Annotated in this window: 17 protein-coding genes and 1 pseudogene; 7 read left to right on the forward strand and 11 right to left on the reverse strand. The window is 60.6% G+C overall.

Features of this window, described 5'->3' with window-relative positions; translation table 11 throughout:
• Positions 1-61: 61 nt before the first annotated feature.
• Positions 62-2386, reverse strand: coding sequence for a Tex family protein (locus ACQZ63_RS04040; RefSeq protein ID WP_113555485.1), 2325 nt, complete (start codon positions 2384-2386; stop codon positions 62-64).
• A gap of 201 nt (positions 2387-2587) precedes the next feature.
• Here ACQZ63_RS04040 and purD point away from each other — a divergent pair, with 201 nt between their 5' ends.
• From purD to ACQZ63_RS04055, 3 genes are all read left to right on the forward strand, one after another.
• The gene (purD, locus tag ACQZ63_RS04045; RefSeq protein WP_111782790.1) at positions 2588-3859 is read left to right on the forward strand and encodes a phosphoribosylamine--glycine ligase; all 1272 of its coding nucleotides are present in this window, start codon (positions 2588-2590) and stop codon (positions 3857-3859) included.
• A 157-nt stretch (positions 3860-4016) separates the two neighbouring features.
• On the forward strand, positions 4017-4529 hold the full coding sequence (locus ACQZ63_RS04050) for a plant virulence effector HPE1-like domain-containing protein (RefSeq protein ID WP_113555486.1): 513 nt from the start codon (positions 4017-4019) through the stop codon (positions 4527-4529).
• Between the two features lie 327 nt (positions 4530-4856).
• Positions 4857-6680 carry a methyl-accepting chemotaxis protein gene (locus tag ACQZ63_RS04055; RefSeq protein ID WP_025592543.1) on the forward strand — a complete coding sequence of 608 codons (1824 nt, stop codon included), beginning with the start codon at positions 4857-4859 and terminating at the stop codon, positions 6678-6680.
• A gap of 59 nt (positions 6681-6739) precedes the next feature.
• Here ACQZ63_RS04055 and ACQZ63_RS04060 read toward each other — a convergent pair whose 3' ends face one another.
• From ACQZ63_RS04060 to ACQZ63_RS04105, 10 genes are all read right to left on the reverse strand, one after another.
• Positions 6740-7234 (reverse strand): 2-thiouracil desulfurase family protein, encoded by a 495-nt coding sequence (locus ACQZ63_RS04060; RefSeq protein WP_113555487.1) that lies wholly within the window; start codon positions 7232-7234, stop codon positions 6740-6742.
• A gap of 230 nt (positions 7235-7464) precedes the next feature.
• Entirely contained in the window at positions 7465-9618 is a 2154-nt protein-coding gene (glyS, locus tag ACQZ63_RS04065) for a glycine--tRNA ligase subunit beta (RefSeq protein WP_113555488.1), read from the reverse strand.
• A gap of 98 nt (positions 9619-9716) precedes the next feature.
• Entirely contained in the window at positions 9717-11654 is a 1938-nt protein-coding gene (locus tag ACQZ63_RS04070; protein WP_113555489.1) for a DUF2207 domain-containing protein, read from the reverse strand.
• Positions 11655-11677: 23 nt separating this feature from the next.
• Complete coding sequence (locus ACQZ63_RS04075; protein WP_080799348.1) at positions 11678-12955, reverse strand: 3-phosphoshikimate 1-carboxyvinyltransferase; 1278 nt, start codon at positions 12953-12955, stop codon at positions 11678-11680.
• Positions 12956-13039: 84 nt separating this feature from the next.
• The gene (locus ACQZ63_RS04080) at positions 13040-13591 is read right to left on the reverse strand and encodes a LemA family protein (RefSeq protein ID WP_113555490.1); all 552 of its coding nucleotides are present in this window, start codon (positions 13589-13591) and stop codon (positions 13040-13042) included.
• Positions 13592-13669: 78 nt separating this feature from the next.
• The gene (locus ACQZ63_RS04085) at positions 13670-14632 is read right to left on the reverse strand and encodes a glycine--tRNA ligase subunit alpha (RefSeq protein ID WP_013635520.1); all 963 of its coding nucleotides are present in this window, start codon (positions 14630-14632) and stop codon (positions 13670-13672) included.
• 100 nt (positions 14633-14732) lie between these two features.
• Positions 14733-14927: an NfeD family protein gene (locus ACQZ63_RS04090; protein ID WP_003515179.1), complete on the reverse strand. Its 195-nt coding sequence runs from the start codon at positions 14925-14927 to the stop codon at positions 14733-14735.
• 20 nt (positions 14928-14947) lie between these two features.
• A complete protein-coding gene (locus ACQZ63_RS04095; RefSeq protein WP_448799108.1) occupies positions 14948-15817 on the reverse strand; it encodes a S49 family peptidase in 870 nt (289 codons plus the stop codon).
• 87 nt (positions 15818-15904) lie between these two features.
• Positions 15905-16705 (reverse strand): tRNA1(Val) (adenine(37)-N6)-methyltransferase, encoded by an 801-nt coding sequence (locus ACQZ63_RS04100; protein ID WP_013635518.1) that lies wholly within the window; start codon positions 16703-16705, stop codon positions 15905-15907.
• A 6-nt stretch (positions 16706-16711) separates the two neighbouring features.
• Positions 16712-16942, reverse strand: a complete 231-nt coding sequence (locus tag ACQZ63_RS04105; RefSeq protein WP_003515173.1) for a putative signal transducing protein — start codon at positions 16940-16942, stop codon at positions 16712-16714.
• A gap of 111 nt (positions 16943-17053) precedes the next feature.
• On the opposite strand from ACQZ63_RS04105, the gene ACQZ63_RS04110 reads away from it, so the two are divergent.
• The 4 genes and pseudogenes from ACQZ63_RS04110 (at position 17054) to moaB (ending at position 21569) form a co-directional block, all read left to right on the forward strand.
• Complete coding sequence (locus ACQZ63_RS04110; protein WP_026330625.1) at positions 17054-18070, forward strand: polyprenyl synthetase family protein; 1017 nt, start codon at positions 17054-17056, stop codon at positions 18068-18070.
• A 191-nt stretch (positions 18071-18261) separates the two neighbouring features.
• Positions 18262-20106: a tetratricopeptide repeat protein gene (locus ACQZ63_RS04115; protein WP_013635516.1), complete on the forward strand. Its 1845-nt coding sequence runs from the start codon at positions 18262-18264 to the stop codon at positions 20104-20106.
• 6 nt (positions 20107-20112) lie between these two features.
• Positions 20113-20994 (forward strand): annotated as a pseudogene (locus ACQZ63_RS04120) (4-(cytidine 5'-diphospho)-2-C-methyl-D-erythritol kinase); the annotation flags it as partial.
• Positions 20995-21023: 29 nt separating this feature from the next.
• Complete coding sequence (gene moaB, locus ACQZ63_RS04125; protein ID WP_113555491.1) at positions 21024-21569, forward strand: molybdenum cofactor biosynthesis protein B; 546 nt, start codon at positions 21024-21026, stop codon at positions 21567-21569.

Consider the following 21569-nt stretch of genomic DNA (forward strand, 5'->3'; position numbering starts at 1 on the left):
GCAAAAAGCCCCACCGGGGTTTCCGGCAGGGCTTTTCCATAGAAATCATTTCAACCGGAGGTCAGCGTCGCTTCATCGCTTCGGCCATAGCCGCAGCAAGAGCACCACCGGATTGCGACCCTTCGTTGTGTCCCTGCGGTTTGGAATTCGCGTGGCGCATGGCGCCCGCATTGGCCTTTTCGCGCATTGGCTGGGGTGCCGCCTCGCCGCCGTCCTTGCGCATGGTGAGGGCAATACGCTTGCGCTTCACATCCACTTCCACGACACGGACCTTGACGACATCACCCGCTTTCACGACCTCATGCGGGTCTTTCACGAAACGGTCGGCCAGCTGCGAGACATGCACGAGCCCGTCCTGATGCACACCGATATCCACGAAAGCGCCGAAGGCGGCGACATTGGTGACGGTACCTTCCAGCAACATGCCCGGTTTCAGATCGGTGATCTCGTCCACGCCGTCAGCAAAGGTCGCCGTCTTGAAGCTTGGGCGCGGGTCTCGGCCGGGCTTTTCCAGTTCGGCGATGATGTCCTTGACGGTGGGCAGGCCGAATTGCTCGTCGATGAAGCGCTTCGGATCAAGCCCCTTCAGCGTGGCGCTGTCACCCATCAGCGTGCGCAGGTCGCGACCGCAGGCGGCAACGATCTTTTTCGCAACGCCATAGGCTTCGGGGTGCACGGAGGACGAATCCAGCGGTTCCTTGCCGTTGGGAATACGCAGGAAGCCGGCGCATTGCTCGAAGGTGCGCTGGCCAAGGCGCGGCACCTTCAACAGCTCCTTGCGGCTGGCAAAGGGGCCGGTCTGGTCGCGGTGTGCGACGATGGCATCGGCAATCGAAGCACCGAGGCCGGAAACCCGCGCCAGAAGCGGCGAGGAGGCGGTATTGAGATCGACACCGACGGCATTCACCGCATCTTCCACGACCGCGTCGAGTGAACGGCTGAGACGGCCCTGATCGACATCGTGCTGATACTGCCCGACGCCGATGGATTTCGGCTCGATCTTCACCAGTTCGGCCAGCGGGTCCTGAAGGCGGCGGGCGATGGACACCGCGCCACGCAGGGACACATCGAGATTGGGGAATTCCGCCGCCGCCCGTTCCGACGCGGAATAGACAGATGCGCCCGCCTCCGAAACGATGACCTTGGTGGGCTTTGCGCCGGAAGCCGAAGCCGGCATCTGTGTCAGCAGATCGGCGACCAGCTTTTCCGTCTCACGGCTGCCCGTGCCGTTGCCGATGGCGATCAGCTCGACATTGTGCTTGCGGATGAGCATGGCGAGTTCCGCCTGCGCGCCGCGCACGTCGTTCCTCGGCTGGAAGGGATAGACCGTCGTGGTGTCGAGCAGCTTGCCGGTGCCATCCACCACGGCCACCTTGACGCCGGTGCGGATGCCCGGATCGAGCCCCATGGTGGCGCGTGAGCCCGCCGGTGCGGCCAGCAGCAAATCCTTGAGATTGCGGGCGAAAACATTGATCGCCTCTTCTTCCGCACGTTCGCGCAATTCGCGCATGAGATCGAGCGAAAGCGACATGGAGAGCTTCACCCGCCAGGTCCAGCCTGCCACTTCCATCAACCATTGATCGGCGGGGCCGGCATTGCGGATATCGAAGGCGGCCGCGACGGTACGCTGCGCGGGTTTGACCGGAGAGGGATCATCCGCATCGACATCGATGGTCAGCGTCAGAATCTCCTCGTTCCAGCCGCGCAGCATGGCCAGCGCGCGGTGTCCCGGCACCGTCGCCCAGCGCTCGAAATGATCGAAATAATCGGAGAATTTTTCGCCTGCCGCCTGCTTGCCGTCGACCACCTTGGCGCGGAAAATGGCGTTCTGGCGCATATAGTCGCGCAGGCGTCCAAGAAGATCGGCGTTTTCCGTCATGGTTTCCGCCACGATGTCACGCGCGCCTTCAAGCGCTGCCTTCACATCCGCCACCTCGCCCTGCACATAGGCCTCGCCAAGCTTTGCCGGATCGGCTGCGCGGTTTGCCCAGATCGCTTCCGCCAGCGGACCGAGACCGCGCTCGCGGGCGATTTCGGCGCGGGTGCGGCGCTTCGGCTTGTAGGGCAGATAAAGGTCTTCCAGCTCCGCCTTGGTGCCTGCCTGCATGATCTTGACCATCAGGGCGTCCGTCATCTTGCCCTGACTGTTGATGGTATCCACAATGGAGGCGCGGCGCGCATTGAGTTCACGCAGATAGACGAGGCGTTCGGCAAGCGTTCGAAGCTGGGTATCATCTAGCCCTCCCGTCGCTTCCTTGCGGTAACGGGCGATGAAGGGCACGGTCGCTCCCTCGTCCAGCAACGCCACTGCCGCCTTCACCTGATCGGCGCGGGCGTTGATTTCGGAGGCGATGAGCGTGGCGAGGCGGGCATTATCTGCGGTCATGGGGTTCTCTGATGTCACATCTGGAGCGGCGAACATAATGTCTGATTGTGGCGTGACAACAAGAGGCGGCAACGATTCCACAGGAAAGGCTGAGTTCGAGGGAAAGACGGGCATTTGAGGCGCTTTCTCCTTGACCTTTCGCCCCCCTGCCCTTAACGCCCCTCAAACAAGGTTACAGGCGAATTTGCAGGGGTGTTGACCATGAAAGTTCTGTTGATCGGTTCCGGCGGACGCGAACATGCGCTGGCGTGGAAAATCGCCCAGTCTCCCCTGCTCGATGAACTTTATGCCGCTCCCGGCAATCCCGGCATCGCCGACCATGCGACACTCGTTTCGCTTGACGTGGAAGACCACGCCGCCGTTATCGCCTTTGCCAGGGAAAAGGCGATTGACTTCGTCGTCGTCGGACCGGAAGCGCCGCTGGTTGCCGGTCTGGCAGATGATCTGCGTGCGGCTGGTATTGCCACCTTCGGGCCTTCGAAAGCAGCCGCTCAGCTTGAGGGTTCCAAGGGGTTCACGAAGGACCTATGCGCCCGTTACGATATTCCAACCGGGGCTTACCAGCGTTTCAAGACCGCCGAACCGGCAAAGCAATATGTCCGTGAACAGGGCGCACCCATCGTCATCAAGGCCGACGGGCTTGCCGCCGGCAAGGGCGTAACGGTTGCCATGAGCGAGGCGGAAGCGCTTGCCGCCATCGACGACTGTTTCGACGGCGCTTTTGGCGCTGCCGGCGCCGAGGTTGTGGTGGAAGCTTTCCTCGATGGTGAGGAAGCCAGTTTCTTCTGCCTTTCCGATGGCAAAACCGCGCTGGCGTTGGCAACAGCCCAGGACCACAAGCGCGTGGGTGATGGCGACACCGGCCCCAACACCGGCGGCATGGGCGCCTATTCCCCCGCCCCGGTGATGACACCAGCCATGGTGGAGCGCACCATGAAAGAAATCATCGAGCCGACGATTTCTGGCATGGCGAAAGACGGCAATCCCTTCTCCGGCGTATTTTTCGCCGGTCTGATGATCACCGCCAAAGGCCCCGAGTTGATCGAATACAATGTGCGTTTCGGCGATCCGGAATGTCAGGTGCTGATGATGCGCCTCAAGAGCGACCTGCTGCCGATCCTCTACGCCACTGCTACCGGCACGCTGGACAAGGTGGAAGCGGAATGGCGCGACGATGCGGCGCTGACGGTTGTTCTAGCTTCCAAGGGTTATCCCGGTGCCTACGACAAGAACACGCCCATTGCCCATATTCCCGATGCCAGCGAAGAGGCAAAGGTGTTCCATGCCGGGACGGCGCTGAAGGACGGCAGACTGGTGGCGACGGGCGGACGCGTACTGAACGTCACCGCCTTTGGCAAGAACGTGACGGAAGCGCAGGCGCGCGCCTATGCGCTGGCGGCCAAGGTGGAATGGGAAAACGGCTTCTGCCGTCGCGATATCGGCTGGCAGGCCGTGGCGCGCGAAAAAGTCTGACCATTCAAGGCATACAGCGGCCGGGGCGCAGATTTCGCTCAATTTTTACCAAGTTTGCTGACCTGATGGAAACGAAAGACCGATAATATCTGCCGAACATTGAAGGGCGCATTCTGTCTCGATCGTGAGGCTGCGCCGTCATTTCGGGGGTTTTTCGATGCGTCGTCTTCTTTTGACAGCGGTTGTCGCGCTGACCGGCGGGTCTGCGATGGCGTCTTCCATCGAATATGTAAACGGCACCCACACCAGCAATGGCAGCTTCGTTCGTCTCCACTGCGCCCGCTGCCAGCCCGTGAAGGACAACCCTGCCCCCGATGGCTTTGCCATCCCCTCCATCGAGCCGGGCACGCAGCACACGGAAATGCGTGAAATCGAGGGTAAGCGCACGCTGGTGCGCACCGAGGCCTGGCTTGGCGGCGCGCCCGTCACCTTCGTCAGCACCAATCCCGCTTGGATGCCGCAGGAAACCCCCGGCACCGCAATTGCCACCTATGATGAGGGTGAAGCTGGCACGCCCCCCGAGGAAACGGCAGCCACGCCAGCAGGCATAGACATGACCGCGACCACGGCAGCGACGAAGACAATTTCGGCGACCAATGCCACGGCACCGTCAAGCGCATCAGTAATAGCGACACCCGATTTCCAGGATTTCAAATTGCGCGGCAATTGACCGACAGTGTCGGCGACCTCTTTGATGACAAAAGTCAAATAATCGCGTCATCGCTGCATTTTTCGAAGTGCACGGCAACCATCCGGTGAATAATAAATTATGCATCCATTATTCTGCCAAGCACGCTCATAAAGCTTTTGCTAATTAAATATTTATTCAAATTTTTTGCCGCTAAGTGACCTCATAGTGCGATGCAGCACGACATGAGGGCTTGGAGCAGACTTTCGCTTTCAGGCTGATCACAGCGCATCAGGCGCCTTCCCATTTTCGAAACTTCGGCAGCGCGCGGCTTTTTCCGGCTCGCGACGCAAAAGCTTGTGAGCGCCCATGAAGAATCTTTCCATTTCCCGTCAGCTGATCGTGCTCGTGGTGGCCCTTATGGCCGCCTTCGCAGCAGCAACGTTTTACCAGCTGAAATCTGCCACCGACGCGATCTATGAAGAACGCTACGGCATGCTGCGGACACAGGTGCAATCCGCCATTTCCATCCTGCAATCCTTCCACGACAAGGAAAAGGCCGGGACGCTTTCACGCGAAGACGCCATGAAGCAGGCCTTCGCCACCGTCAGCGCCATGCGGTTCACCCCGGATGGCTATCTGTTCGGTTACGACTACGACGTGACGATGAAATTCCATCCCGACGCGAAGCGTGTCGGCGAGAACTACAAGGGCAAGCCGGACAGCAAGGGCTTCCAGTATCGTGACGAGCTCGTACGGCTTGGCCGCAACGGTGGCGGCCAGACAGATTTCTACGGTCCGAAGCCCGGCATGGAAGGCAATGACTACGCCAAAAGCTCCTACGCCCTTGCTTTTGAGCCCTGGCAGGTGGTGGTCGTGACCGGCGTTTACATCGATGATCTGAATGCCCAGGTTCGTGGCGAGGTGATGAGGGCGCTGTCCATCGGTGCCGCCATCTTCGTGCTGGCACTTGCCGCCGCCTTCTACGTCATCCGGGGCATCTCGAAGCCGCTCGGCGACATTCACAGGGCGCTGGGTGAAGTCGCCAATGAGAACGTCTCGCTCACCATACCCCATACCGGGTTGACCAACGAGGTGGGCATGATGGCGAAGGCCACGGCCTCGCTTCAGGACAAGGTGCGGGAGCGCCACGCTATGCAGCGCCGGGAGGAAGAGCAGCAGCAGCAGCTCAACGCCGAGCGCCAGAACAACCTCGACATGCAGCGCGACGAGGCCGCATTGCAGGCGCGTGTCGTCACCACCATTGGCGAGGCGCTGGAAAAACTCGCCGGCGGTGATCTGACCGTGCGTTGCGCCGATCTCGGCAACCGTTACGCCGCGCTGCGCGACAACTTCAACGAGGCATTGACCCATCTCGACGCCGCCATGGCCAAGGTGAATTCCAAGAGCATCGATATCGGCGGCTCGAAGGAAGAAATCCGCAAGGCCTCCAACGAGCTTTCGCAGCGCACCGAACGACAGGCGGCAAATCTAGAGGAAACCTCTGCCGCGCTCGACGAGTTGACGGTTGCGGTACGCCAGACGGCTGAAGGTGCAGCCGACGCCGCCAAGCGCGTCACGACAGTCAGTTCCGAAGCGATGCGCAGCGACCGGGTGGTGGAAGAAGCGATTGCGGCGATGAGCGGCATCGAACAATCTTCCGATCAGATTTCGAACATCATCGGCGTGATCGACGACATCGCTTTCCAGACCAATCTTCTGGCACTGAATGCGGGCGTGGAAGCGGCGCGTGCCGGGGAAGCGGGCAAGGGCTTTGCCGTGGTGGCACAGGAAGTGCGCGAACTGGCGCAGAAATCCGCCGCCGCCGCCAAGGAGATCAAGGACCAGATCGCCCGCTCTTCCAACCAGGTGGAAAACGGCGTGCGTCTTGTCGGCGAAGCCGGTGACGCGCTGAAACGCATCTCTGACCAGATCAAATCCGCCAACGAGATCGTCGGCAAGATCGCCCATTCGGCGGCCGAACAGGACACGACGCTGCGCTCTATCTCCACATCGCTCAACCAGCTCGACGTCGCCACCCAGCACAATGCGGCGATGGCGGAAGAGACCACGGCTTCGGCGGAAGCGCTGGCCGTCGATACCGAAGAGCTGCTGAACCTCATCCGCGGCTTCCGCGTCTCCTCCGGCAACCAACTCCACGGCATGGCAGAGCAGATGCGCATGGCGGGGTGATAGACGCTGAGGTGATGGATAAACGAAAACGCCGGAGGAAACTCCGGCGTTTTTTTGTTTCAACGTGTCAAAGTATCCAGCCGGTCGATATCGGCAGGCGAAAAGACCGTAATTCCCGCTCTTTCACGCAGCGCCGCCGTCACGCCATTGCCCGCATGTTTGATGCCGGAGAACGAGCCGTCATAGATCGCAACCGATCCGCAGGACGGGCTGCCGTCGATCAACAACGAGTGCGTGCAGCCATTGGCTTTAGCAAGGGCCAACGCCTTTTCCGCACCGGCAATAAATTCCGCCGTGACATCGCCGCCGGTTACTTCCAGCACCCGGGCGCGGCCTTCCAGCACATCGAGACCGGAAGCTCCCTTCTCGATCTCTGCCGGCGGGCGCGGCACGGACATGCCGCCCGCCATTTCCGGACAGATCGCCACCAGCCTGCCTTCATCCCGCCAGCGGTCTATCGCCGGGTGGACGAGAGTTTTGCCCTTGCCGTCATAGCGGACCGCCTGGCCGAGGAGACAGGCGCTGATGAGGATTTTGCGGGGCGTGTGGGTCATTGGAAAAACATCCTGTGGGAGTCGCGGCTGTAGCTTACCCCCCTCTGCCCTGCCGGGCATCTCCCCCTCAAGGGGGGAGATCGAATCGTGACAACGTGCCGATCATTTTCGACGTTGCAAATTTTTGCGGGGAGCGACCGTCTTGCCGATCTCCCCTTGAGGGGAAGATGTCCGGCAGGCCAGAGGGGGTGAACCAAGAACGCTACCGTCCATGTTCACACCCAATCCCCTCACCCCGTAATCTTCGAGAAATCCGCAACCGTTCCGGTGGCTTCACGAATGGCCTTCAACAGCGCCAGACGGTTTGCGCGGATGGCTGCGTCCTCGTCGTTGACGAGAACATCCTCGAAAAACTTGTCGACGGGCGCGCGAAGCGTCGAGAGCGCCTGCATGGCGGAGCGGAAATCTTCCGTCTCGACGGCCTTTGCGGCATCGGCGGAAGCGGTCTTGATCGCCGCGTAAAGCGCCTTTTCGGCGTCGAGCTTCAGCAGTTCTTCTGAAACGCTGTTCGCAACCACGGTGCCCTTCTTTTCCTCTGCGGCCAGAAGCTGGGTGGCGCGCTTTGCACCGGCCAGCAGGTTCCGGCCATCTTCGCCGGTGATGAAGGCGGTCAGCGCCTCGACACGGCGGGCGATCATCAGCAGGTCGTCGGATTCCGGTGTCAGGACTGCATCGATCAGATCGTAGCGGGCGCCAAGATCGCGCAGATAGACCTTCAGGCGGTCGTGGAAGAAGGAAAGGAGGTCAGTATCCTTCGCGACGCTCAAGAGCGGCAGGCGCACATTCTTTTCAAGCAGAATACGAACTACGCCCAGCGCCGCACGGCGCAGTGCGAAGGGATCCTTCGAACCGGTAGGCTTTTCATCGATGGCCCAGAAGCCGACGAGCGTGTCGAGTTTGTCGGCGAGAGCAACCGTGATCGCCACCTTGTCGGCTGGCAGGCGGTCGGAGGGACCCTGCGGCTTGTAGTGATCCTCGATCGCCGCGGCGACACTTTCGTTTTCGCCCTGCAAGGTTGCGTATTTTCGGCCCATCAGGCCCTGAAGCTCGGGGAATTCGCCGACGGCTTCGGTGCGCAGGTCAGCCTTGGCCAGCACCACGGCGCGGTCTACCAGCGTCTCATCTGCCCCGACGACGGGGGCCAGAGCCTTGGCCAGTTCGCGAATGCGGGCCACACGCTGCCCTTGAGTGCCGAGCTTGGCATGGAAGGTAACGTTCAGCGCATCGAGCTTGGCCATGCGCTGGTCGAGCGGCTTCTTGAGATCGAGGCCAAATTTCGCAGCCGAATCCTTGAGCGTCTCCAGATCGGGCAGATCGCCCTGGTCACGGTTCCAGAAATGGCGGGCATCCGACAGGCGGGCGCGGACGACCTTGCCGTTGCCATGGATGATTTCCTTACCGCCGTCGCTTGCCTCGATGTTCGAGATCAGGATGAAGCGGTTAGAAAGACCCTCTTCCGCACCCTGATTGCGGGTGACAAAACACTTCTGGTTGGTCTTGATGGTCAGCCGGATGATTTCCGCCGGAATTTGCAGGTAATCCTCTTCGAAAGTGCCCATCAGCACCTGCGGCCATTCAACGAGGCCGGAGACTTCTTCCAGAAGGCCTTCGTCTTCCACCAGCTCAAGGCCGTTGGCAAATGCCAGATCCTTGGCATCGTGCAGGATGATATCCTTGCGGCGGTCGGCATCGAGAATGACCTTCGCCTTTTCAAGGCTGGAGACATAATCCTCGAAACGGCGCACGGTGATCGGACCCGGCGCATGGAAACGGTGGCCATAGGTGACGTTGCCAGCGACGATGCCGTCGATGACAAAGGGAATGACCTGGGTTTCGTCATGTTCGGGGCCGAACAGGCAGACGATGGATTGCAGCGGGCGCACCCAGCGCAGGCTCTCCGAGCCCTTGCCTTCGATGCCGGCATAGCTGGAACCCTTCGGCATGGAGGCCGGGCCGGAGCGCATGGATTTCGGCCAGGGGAAGGAGCGGATGATGCCGGGCATCACCTCGGCGATAATCTCTTCCGCCGGGCGGCCGGGCTTGTTGATGATGGCGATGTAGAAATCGCCTTTCTTCGGATCGGAAACGACCTGAGCCTCGGAGACATCATTAAGGCCAGCGCCGCGCAGAAAGCCCTCAATCGCCTTTTCGTTGGCATCGGTGCGCGGACCCTTCTTTTCCTCACGCACATCGGCGGAGCGGGCGTTGAGGCCCCGAATATCCAGCGTCAGGCGGCGCGGCGTCCAATATTCGCGCGCACCCTCATAGGTCAGCCCTCTCTCCACCAAGGCGTCAGTGACGAGTTTCTTCAGATCGCCCGCCGCCTTACGCTGCATGCGTGCGGGGATTTCCTCGGAGCGAAGTTCAAGCAGAAGATCGGGCATGGGATAAGGACTTTAATCTGTTGCAAAAGAGTGTCGCGGACTTAGCAAGACCAGCGGCAAAAGTCATCAGCTATCGGTTAAATTACCGCCGGCGGACGTTACCAGCCGCCACCACCACCGCCGCCGCCGCCCGAACCGGAAGAACCACCGCCACCGCCACCTGAAAAGCTGGAGGAAGATGAGCTGACAGGCTGGGGAATGGTGGAAGCGATTGTATTCGCCATGGAAGTGGAGAACCCACCAATCCGGTCTCCGAAGCTGCCGTAATTGCTGCCCAAATACCAGCCGGGCGCATAACTTGCCGTGGCGGCACCAGCGGCGGCTGTCGCGAGCCAGGTCTCGAAGGTGCGGCTCCAGGGTTTTTCCACGCCGAGCGCGACCGCATAGGGCAGCAATGTCTCAAAATGCTGCGGCGACATGGCGGGGGCGTCCGCCATATTCATCCGGTCCTTTTCCGCCAGCGTCAGATAGGTTCTGAGGCCCTCGATGCCGTCCATCAGCTTGCGGCCGAGCGGCGTCGGCGCACCCATCAGGAACAGGAACAGCGCGTTGGTAAGCACGATGCCGCCGATGGCGGCCAGCGCCAGCGACTTGGTGTCATGCGTCACATCCAGCAGGATCTGCGTGGCAATGCCGCCAATGACCGAGAAAGCCACAAAACCGGCAAAGGCCAGCATAACGATGCCGCCGATGCGCTTGCTCAACGACGCGCCACGCGAAAACTGTCGGCCGATGCCGATCGACAGGATGCTGAAGAAGAAGGCGAAAAAGCCGAAGACCAGCACGGCGGCAATGGCGCTTTCATCGAGATCACCGAACACCAGCGTCGCGACGATGATGGCGACGCTGAAGAAGATGCCGAAAACGATGTAACCGGCGTTGCTGCGGTAATATTTGCCGCGGTGCTCTTTCTCTATCGCCGCGCGAAACTGCTTGCCGACTTTTTCGACTTCCGTTCCATGCGCCTTGTCGATGGTGAGCGTCTCGCCCGGACCGCCGATGGAGGACAACAGCGTCTTCTGCCCGCTCGGCAACTCCGCCCCAGCCTGCTTTTGCGTGCGGCGGATGACGATGGAGTTCTTCAGATCCTCCAGAACGACATAACCCTTGACCGCCAGATCAAGTGCCGAGGCGGACAGCGCTGTCCAGCCTGCGCCGGAAAAACCCCTGTTATCAACGTAATTGACCAGAGCCGGCGACAGCCCCTCCGGTGCATCCCAGCGCGGCACAACTACACCCCTGGCCGGATCACGGCCGACCGCGAACCATGCTCGCAGATAATAGAGCAGCACTGCGAAAAGCCCGCCTCCCGAAATCAGGATGGCGAGATTGTCACGTAGCCACCAACCTGCCTCCTGGGAGGAGTCGGGGGCGGCAATGGCGCCCTTCGGTAACTTCACGGCAACTGTCATGCCTTCGCCCACTGAAAACGGGCGGGTAGAGGCAAAAAAAACCTCGTTGCCTTCGCTCAAAATGCGCGCATCCTTGCCCTTGGCACCGAGTGGACCGGTGAAAACGGCAGTATCGGTGGCCTTCACGCCCTGTGGCAAAGTGATGGTGGCGGAAATCTCACCCATCGGAAACTGCCAGCCATTGCCGGTGACATTCCAGGTGAGTTCGTCATAGTCGCTGAAATAACGGATCTGCCGGGCGGTGGTGTAGGTGATCTGGAAGATATGCTCGCCGGTCGGAAGAAAACGGTCGGCGCTGCCGGTATAAATGCGGATGCCGCCATCGATATTCTCGGTGCGCCAGTTCTCCGGCGCGCCATCGCGCTCCACGGAAACGACGTTAAAATCCACCTTGGTGCGTCGGTTATTCGCATCCAGCGCATAAAGCGGGAAATCGCGAAAGATGCCGCGCTTGATGTTCTGACCTTCAGCACGGGCGGTGATGGTTTCCGTCACCGTCAGTTCGCCACTCTTCGCAACCTCGACGACGGAATGATAGGAGCGGATGAATTCTTCCGCAAAGGCCGGGCAGGTCGCGCCCAGGAAGACAAGCAGCGCGAGAAGTCTTGCGGCGATGGTCTTCACGGGGCGGTCTCCTCCAGCCGGTTTCAGTGCTGCGGCTCGGCAGCACTTTCCTTTTCGGTATAGTCGACGCCGAGCGAGGCGAGCGCCTTCCAGTAGCCCGGATAGGTCTTGCCAACGCAGGCAGGGTTCTGGATGGCGATGCCGCCGATCTTCAGAGCCGCGAGCGCAAAGCTCATGGCGATGCGGTGATCGGCAAAAGTATCGATGGAGGCATCGACCGTCTGGCCCGCCAGCGCCGGGTCGGCATGCACGATCAGGTCGTCGCCTTCCTCATGCGCCAGACCGTTGCGGATTTCGTTGAGGCCGAGCGAGACGGCACGGATACGGTCGCATTCCTTCACACGCAGATTGGCAATGCCGACGAAACGTACCGGCGTTTCGTTGAACGCGGCGAGAACGGCGATGGTCGGAATGGCGTCCTGCATCTGCGAACCGTCGATTTCAGCGGGCAGATGCGGAAACTGCGCCATGACCTCATAGGCCTTGGCATCCGGCTGGGTGAACTTGTCGGCGGGCGTGCCGATGTCGATCGCACCGGCGGTAAGAAGCTCCGCGCCCCAGAGATAGGTGGCGGCGGATGCATCCGGTTCGATATGGAAATCGGTCGCGGTATAGCCGGTCGGATGTACGCGCCAGATGGCGTTGCTGACCCGCTCCACCTTCGCACCGAAAGCTTCCATGGCTGATGTGGTGAGGTCGATATAACCCTTCGCGCCGATTTCCTCGCCCTTGAGGATGATATCGACAGGCTTATCGCCGCAGGCGGCCGCCATCAGAAGTGCCGACACATATTGGCTGGAGAGGTTGGCGTCGATTGTGACGCTGCCCTTCGGGAAACCCATGCCCTTGCCCCGCACGGTAACTGGCGGGCAGCCGGTCGGCGCATCCGCTTCGACGCCGAGGGCGCGCAGCGCTTCCACCAACGGCATGATCGGGCGTTTGCGCATGTGCTCGTCGCCATCGATGATGACGGCGCCATCCACCAGTGCTGCAGCCGCAGTCAGGAACCGCGTGGCTGTGCCGGCATTGCCGAGAAAAAGCGGCTTTTCCGGCTGTTGAAGCACGCCTGTACCCTCCACCACGAAGGTCGTGGCGTCAGGTTCTGTCACCTTAACGCCCATGGCGCGCAGGGCTTCGGCCATATAGAGCGTATCGTCGCTCTTCAACGCGCCGGTTAGGCGGCTTTTTCCCTTGGCGAGGCCAGCCAGCAGAAGCGCGCGGTTGGTGATGGATTTGGAGCCGGGCGGCTCTACCTTGCCGGAAAGCGGGTGGCCGGGCGGGGTGATGGTCAGTTCGATCATGATCGTCGTCTTGTCAAAGAATGCGGCAGAGAGCCGGGATACAGGAATGTCGGCGGGAGGATTTGGCCCCGGGGAACGGTCACCTTAGAATTTCACGGTCGGCACGGCACGGTCTGCCGGGTTTTCGATCTCGAAATAAGGCGCCTTGGCAAAACCGAACTGGCCGGCGATCAGATTGGATGGGAAGCTTTCCACCCTGACGTTCAGATCGCGCGCGGCGCCATTGTAATAACGGCGCGACATCTGCAGTTCGCCCTCGATGGTTTCCAGCGAGCGCTGCAATTCCAGAAAGTTCGTGTTGGCTTTCAGATCAGGATAGGCTTCAGCCAGCGCAAAGAGCTTGCCGAGCGCCTGCGACAGCATGCCTTCCGCCTGGGCGCGGCCTTCGACATCGCCAGCCGGCACGGCTTGGGCCCGGTTGCGCATGGCAATCACCTCTTCGAAGGTGCTTTTTTCATGCGCCGCGTAGCCCTTCACGGTCTCGATGAGATTGGGAATGAGATCGGCGCGGCGTTTCAACTGCACGTCGATGCCCGACCACGCCTCTTCCTTCATCTGCCTCGCCTTGACGAGGCCGTTATAGATGAAGACGACATAGAGCGCGATTGCCGCGACGATTACCAGCGTGATGAACATTCCCGACCCCTCCTCAAGAGGCGCAAGCGCCGCAACGGCACCCGCACGTTAGACTGTTGCCCCGCCTTACATAAAGGTTCAGGCGGCCCTGTTCCAGTTCAACCCGCCCGCATCCGTGAGCAGGAAGGCTTCGCCGCAGGCTTTTGCCAGCGTGCGCACGCGCAGGATATAGCTCTGGCGTTCCGTCACCGAGATCACGCCGCGCGCATCCAGCAGGTTGAAGACATGGCTTGCCTTGATGCACTGGTCATAGGCCGGGAACACGCATTTATGCAGGCGCTGATTATCATCATCACCCGGCGCGCCCGCGGCGAGAAGCGCCAGGCATTCCTTTTCCGCGTCGATGAAATGGCGATGCAGCATGCCGGTGTCGGCAAATTCGAAATTATGGCGGGAGTATTCCTGCTCGGCCTGCAGGAAGACGTCACCATAGGAGATCTTCTCTTCACCCTCGCGGCCGTTGAAGTTGAGATCGTAGACATTGTCGACGCCCTGAACATACATGGCCAGACGCTCCAGACCGTAGGTCAGTTCGCCAGCGACCGGCGAGCATTCGATGCCGCAGACCTGCTGGAAGTAGGTGAATTGCGACACTTCCATACCGTCGCACCAGCACTCCCAGCCGAGACCCCAGGCGCCGAGCGTCGGGCTTTCCCAGTCGTCTTCGACGAAGCGCACATCATGCAGCAGCGGATCGAGACCGATGGCCTTCAGCGAACCGAGATACAGTTCCTGAAGGTTGGAAGGGTTGGGCTTCAGAATGACCTGATACTGGTAATAATGCTGCAAACGGTTGGGGTTTTCACCGTAGCGACCATCAGAAGGCCGGCGCGAGGGCTGCACATAGGCAGCCTTCCATGGCTTCGGGCCCAGCGCGCGCAGCGTCGTTGCCGGATGAAACGTACCAGCGCCCACTTCCATATCATAGGGTTGCAATACCGCGCAGCCCTTGTCGGCCCAGTAATTGTGCAGCGTCAGGATCAGCGCCTGAAAGGAACGCTTGGGGTTCATATGGTCTGGAATATCGGTCATTGCAGTCATCGCGGCGTTGTGAGGATAAGTAAGCACTGACTTACTTCGGATGCGGACTGGTGCCACGGCATGGCGAAGGGGTCAAGGATTTATGCGTGGAGACACCGGCTTACGTCTCATCCTCACGCTTCACGCGGTATTCGCCGGTTTCGGGATCCTTGATCAGCGTGCCGATGGCGCCGGTTTCGCGTTCCTTTTCGCGCTGCTTCGATTTTGCCGAAAGCTTTTCCGCATCGCGAACGAAGCGGCGGTAGAGGATGACGGATCCCACCACCAGAAGAACAATTGTAATAAGCTGCGCCATAAGGCCCTATTCCTGCGACATCATAGACCGAAACGCGACCACAATGCCTTTTCTTCGGCAACTTCCGCAAGTCCCGAGACGGCGCCTGCCGCAAGCCTTTCGGCATTGAGGCCGAGTGCCGCATTCACGCCCGGCACTTTTTTGCCGAACAGCGAGCGCCCACCGGTGACGAGCTGAAGCTTGACCTTTGTCCCGTAACGGCGACGAAGAACCTCCCTCATGTCGCCCAAGCCGTCGATCAGGCCGAGATCAAGGCCACGCATACCGGTCCAGAACAGGCCGGAGAAGACCGTCTCATCGCCCTTCAGTTTTGCACCGCGGCGCATCTTGACCATATCGATGAAAACATTGTGGATTTCGACCTGAAGCGACTTCAGATATTCGATGTCGCCCGCTTTTTCCGGCTGGAAGGGATCGAGGATGACCTTGTTCTCGCCGGCCGTATAGACGCGGCGCTCCACCCCGATCTTCTTCAACATTTCCGGGAAACCGAAACCACCGGAAACGACGCCGATCGATCCGACGATGGAGGTGGGGTCGGCGATGATCTCGTCGCCGGCAAGCGCGATCATGTAGCCACCGGAGGCCGCCACATCCTCAACGAAGATCAGGACCTTCTTGTCCTTTTCCTCGGCAAGCTGGCGGATGCGATTATAGATCATTCGCGCCTGCACCGGCGAGCCACCGGGAGAATTCACGGAAATGGCGACAGCTGGCGCGTCCTTGATGGCAAAGGCCTTTTCCAGCAGCGGTGCATAGGAGGCAAGATTGAGAGCGGGGCGGAACTGGTTGCCGCCAGCCATGATGGCGCCATGCATGCGCACAACCGGGATGACGAGTTCTTTTTTGCGAAAGCGCTTCGGCACCAGATACTTCAGAAAACCCACAATTCACTCCTCGCAGCATTTGCCTGTTCGTCACGGATGTATGTATTGCCCTGCAAAACACAATGGTTTGCGGCCGGAGGAACGGCGAATTTATAGGCCAGGCCCGATTGCCTTTACATTACGGCGATAGGCGGTGCGGCCATTATTCAGGTCATCCACGATGGGCGTGAAGGCATGGCTGCCGGTCTCGTGCATGACGAGCGGCGCCCGGAACGACAGCCGCGCCCGTGAGCCCTTGATCGCCGTTACGAGCATGCGCACCGCGTCCTCACCGGGGCGTGGGTGGATGAGTGTGATCTCGATGCCGCCGAAACGGCTGCCACACGCGGCAATGATCTCCGCCACCGATTGCGGCCGTGCAATAAGGGAAAGCTGCCCGCCTGGAACCGTGATAGCACCTGCGGTCCTGATCCAGTCCTCGAACAGGCCCTCCGTCATGGCGTGGGCCTCAGCCCTCAGCGCATCGGGCGTGCGGCGGTCGCCTGCATCATTATAGGGCGGGTTCATGATGACGTGGTGAAAATGCCCGTCCGGCAGTCCGGCCTCGACGCGCGCCTTGCCACGCAGTGTCACGTCGGCCTCACGCACGCTGACACGGGCGGAAAAAGCGGCATTTTCCGGCAATGCCAGGCTGCGGCAGGCAAATTCCACCATTTCCGGCGAACGTTCGAACAGGGTCACTTCGGCCTTTTCAAGCCGCGTGGCGACAGCAAAACCTGCCGCGCCCGCCCCCGCGCCGAGATCGGCTATGCGGCAGGCGCGCTCGTCCGCCACCATCGAGGCAAGAAGCATGGCGTCCATGCCGGCGCGGTGCCCCCTGCCCTTGGGCTGGAGAATGTGAAAACGGCCCCGGTGAAACGCATCCAAAGTTTCCGAAATCTCGCCGCCCACGTTCGTTTACGCCTCTTCGTTGCGCAATTCGTCGCCCAGACCGGCATCCACGAGAATGCGGCGGGCCTCACCGGCGCGGTCTTCCTCCACCAGGAACCGGCGGGGCAAAAGACCGAGCGAACCTTCCAGAATGCTCATTGCCTGATCGGCGACAAGGCAATGGATGCCAGCATCCTTCATCAGGCTTTCGGCGAAGGATAACAGCACGGCATCGTTGGTACGGATCAGTTCACGCATGGATAAGCCCCAAATTCCCATTTTTTTGAATGGCTAGCGGCAATTCGCCCCTTGCCGCGACAGGCGCCAGTTTTTATTGTCGAACTCAAATTCGAACAGGAGTCCTGTCCCTTGGGCGTCGTCATACCGCTTGAAGAAAGCAAAAACAAACTCGCATCCGTCAAGCCGCTTGTCGACCTGACCCGTGCCGACATGGAACGGGTGAACCAGCTTATCCTTTCCAGAGCCGGTTCCGATGTCCAGATGATACCTGAGGTGGCCAACCATCTGATCTCGTCCGGAGGCAAACGCCTGCGGCCGATGCTGACGCTGGCCTCTGCCTCGATGTTCGGTTATGAGGGCGACCACCATATCAAGCTCGCCACCAGCGTGGAATTCATGCACACGGCGACGCTGCTGCATGACGACGTGGTGGATGAAAGCGATCTGCGCCGTGGCAAGTCCACCGCCCGCACCATCTGGGGCAACCAGGCAAGCGTTCTCGTCGGCGACTTCCTGCTCGGCCAGGCCTTCCGCATGATGGTGGACGTCGGCTCGCTGGATGCGCTCGACGTGCTGTCCACCGCCGCTTCCGTCATCGCCGAGGGCGAAGTGCTGCAGCTTTCGGTCGCCAAGAACATGGAAACGACCGAGGACGATTATCTGCAGGTGATTCGTGCCAAGACGGCCGCCCTTTTTGCAGCGGCCGCGGAAGTTGGCCCCATCGTCGCCAAAACCGACAAGGCAAGCCGCAGCGCGCTGAAATCCTACGGCATGAATCTCGGCCTCGCCTTCCAGCTCGTTGACGACGTGCTGGATTACGGCGGCAAATCCGCCGATCTCGGCAAGAATACGGGTGACGATTTCCGTGAGGGCAAGATAACCCTGCCGGTCATCCTGTCCTATCGCCGCGGCACGCAGGATGAGCGCGCCTTCTGGCGCAACGCCATCGAAAAGGGTGAAAGCAGCGACGAGAACCTCGAAAAAGCGCTCGGTCTCATCACCAAATACAACGGTCTTGGCGATACGATCGGCCGCGCCACGCATTACGGCACCATTGCCCGCGATGCGCTTGCACCGCTGCCGGAAAGCCCGTGGAAAAACGCGCTTCTGGAAGTCATCGACTTCTGCATCGAGCGTCTCAACTGACGCTGGAGGCCTCAGGCAAACGGCGGATGGACAAGACCGTCCGCCGCTGTTTCGGACTGGGTGTCCCGCAAGGGGAGATTGTGGCGCGGGCCATAATTTCTTGCGGGGTTGCTTCAAAAAAGCCATTCTATCGTGACCAAACAATGGAAACTGATTTTTCCGTGCTTCTGCACAAAGGCAAAGGTTCCCTCATGCGGCGTAAACCAGCACTTCGTCTTCTCTGCAGCGCGGCTCTTGCCGCCGCTCTCGCACTTGGCGCGGGTGCAAGCCCCGGCTTTGCGGAGACGAAAACGGAAGCCAAGGCCGTTACTTTCGATCCTGCCAAGGTAAATACCTTCTCCGGCGCATTCCTTGCCGCGCGCAATGCCGATGTCGATCAGGATTACCCCACCGCGATTTCGCTCTACAAGAAGGCGCTGGAATTCGATCCGGCCAATTCGGAAATCCGCCAGCGCCTGATGATCGCCGAACTGTTGAGCGGCAATTTCGAGGCTGGCGCCAAGATTGCCGATTCGATGAAGGACGATACCTCCGTCGAACGCGTGACGACCATCGTGCGCGGCCTCGACGCCATCAAGGACAAGGAATTCGTCAAAGCCGAGAAAATCCTGAAATATACCGGCCCGAACGATCTCGACCGCATGGTCAACACGCTTCTGACGGCATGGGCGCGCGCCGGTTCAGGCAAGCCCAAGGAAGCGCTGGCCCTCGTCAACAACATGAAGGGTCCGGGCTGGATTTCGATTTTCCAGAAATACAATGCCGCGGCGATCGCCCTTGTCTCCGGCAACACAGATGCTGCCCGCAAGAGCCTCAATGAGGCCGTGACGGATCGTGAAGGCGGGGCAACCGCTTCCGACACCTATATGCGCGCGGTGATGGCGCTTGCACGGCTGGAGGCTTCAGCCGGCAACAAGCAGAAGGCGCTGGACGCAATTGCGGTCGGCGACACTTTTGCGCCGAACTATGCGCCGCTCAAAGCGCTTCGCCAATCCATCGAGAAGGGCGAGAAGCCGCCGCAGCAGATCACCAATGCCGTTGAAGGCGCGGCTTCCGTGATGTTTTCCATCGCGGGTGCGCTGAACCGCGAAGGTGCCGAAGAGATCGTCACGCTTTACCTTCAGACCTCGCGGGCGCTCGATCCGCAAAGCGCCGATACGCTGATCCTTCTCGGCGGACTTGCCGAGGCGATGAAACAGCCCGACCGCGCCATCGCCTTCTACCGCGACGTGCCGAAGGATTCGCCGATGCACCGCATCTCCGAGCTGCAGCTCGGGCTGACGCTGGCGCAGACGGGCAAGGTGGAGGAAGCGCGCAACCACCTGCAATCCCTGCTGCAATCCGATCCGAAGGATATCCGTTCTTACCTCGCCTATGGCAGCGTGCTTTCCGACGCCAAGGACTACAAGGCCATGGCCGAAAACTACGACAAGGCTGTCGAGGTGATCGGTGCCGTGCCGCAGAAGTCGGACTGGACCGTGTTCTTCCAGCGCGCCATCGCCCATGAGCGCCTGAAGGAATGGGACAAGGCCGAGCCGGACTTCAAGCGTGCGCTCGAACTCAACCCGGAACAGCCGCAGGTGCTGAACTATCTCGGCTATTCCTGGGTGGACAAGGGTATCAACCTCGACGAAGCGATGAAGATGATCAGCCGCGCGGTCGAGCTTCGGCCGAATGACGGCTATATCGTCGACTCGCTTGGCTGGGCGCATTTCCGGCTGGGCGCGTTTGACCAGGCTGTCACCGAACTGGAGCGGGCAATCGAGCTCAAGGCCGGCGATCAGACCATCAACGATCATCTGGGCGATGCCTACTGGCGTGTCGGCCGCAAGATCGAGGCCGTGTATCAGTGGAACCGCGCGCTGATTGGCGACAATGACGATCTGGACAAGGCCAAGGTGAAGGAAAAGATTGCCAACGGCCTGCCGCCGCTGGAAAAGGACGCCGAAAACACCGCCAAGAAGGAGGCCGCGCCGCAGCCGCCGGCTCCGCCAGCACCGGCCCCTGTTGCCCCTGCCCCGGACAAGAAATCCTGACGCGACATGCGCGCGGATGACATTACCGGGGCTGTCGAAACAACCGAGGCGGCCCCGGCCAAGATCAATCTGGCACTGCATGTAACCGGTCAGCGGGCAGATGGTTATCATCTGCTCGAGACGCTGGTGACCTTCACCGAAGCAGGCGACGCGATCCATGTTCGCGATGCCGATGCCGACACTTTCTCCATCTCCGGCCCGTTTGGCGATCTGCTGCGGGCAGGCGATGGCGGCAACAATCTCGTCGTCCGTGCCAGAGACCTTTTGCGTGATGCGCTTGTGGCGGCAGGTCAATCGGCACGCCCGGTTGCCATCCATCTCGAAAAGAACCTGCCAGTCGCCTCCGGCATTGGCGGCGGCTCAGCGGATGCGGCAGCGACACTGCGGGCGCTGTTGCGGCACTGGAATGCCAGGATTGTTCCTGAAAATCTCGCACCCATCGCGCTTGCGCTTGGCGCTGACGTGCCGATGTGCCTTGAAAGCCGCCCACTCATCGCACGAGGTATCGGCGAGGATATCGAGCCGGTCTCCGATCTGCCGGAATTCTTTCTGGTGCTGGCCAACCCTCTGAAAGCGGTCTCGACGCCGGAGATTTTTCGGCGATTGCTCGACAAGGCCAACCCGCCCCTGCCGGAGCGCAAAGAAGGCGGCTGGATGGATTTTCTGGCGCAAAGCCGAAACGATCTGGAAGTCCCCGCCAAGGCGCTCCTGCCGGAGATCGGCGCAATCGCCGGCATGCTGTCGCAGGAAGGTGCTTCCCTTGTGCGCATGTCCGGTTCGGGTGCCACCTGTTTTGGATTATTTCATTCCTTCGAGGCCGCCCGAAAAGCGGAAACATCGCTTCGAAACAAGCGCCCCGGCTGGTATTTTCAGGCGACGCGGACCATCCGAAGACAACACAATTCGAGGATAAGGCCATGGCAGGCGAAAGACCCTTCATTCCCCTCGGCATCGCGGTTCTGACCGTTTCGGACAGCCGCACGCTTGAGAATGACAAGTCCGGCGACACGCTAGTCGCACGCATAGAGGAAGCCGGACACAAGGTCGCCGCTCGCGCCATCGTGGCAGACGACAAGGCTGCTATTTTCAACACCGTGCGCGACTGGACGCTCAACGGGAGCGTGGATGTGGTCATCACCACCGGCGGCACCGGCTTTACAGGCCGCGACGTGACACCCGAGGCGCTGGAACCCCTGTTCGAAAAGCGCATGGACGGCTTTTCCGCCATCTTCCATCGCATTTCCTATGAAAAGATCGGCACCGCCACCATCCAGTCACGGGCGACCGGCGGCGTGGCAAACGCCACCTTCATCTTCGTGTTGCCCGGCTCTCCCGGCGCCTGCAAGGATGCCTGGGACGGTATTCTCAAAGCCCAGCTCGATTACCGCCACCTGCCCTGCAATTTCGTTGAGATCATGCCCCGGCTTGATGAGCATTTGAAACGCGGGGCTGGCGGCGTCTAG

Source organism: Agrobacterium sp. CG160-95 (assembly GCF_053521725.1).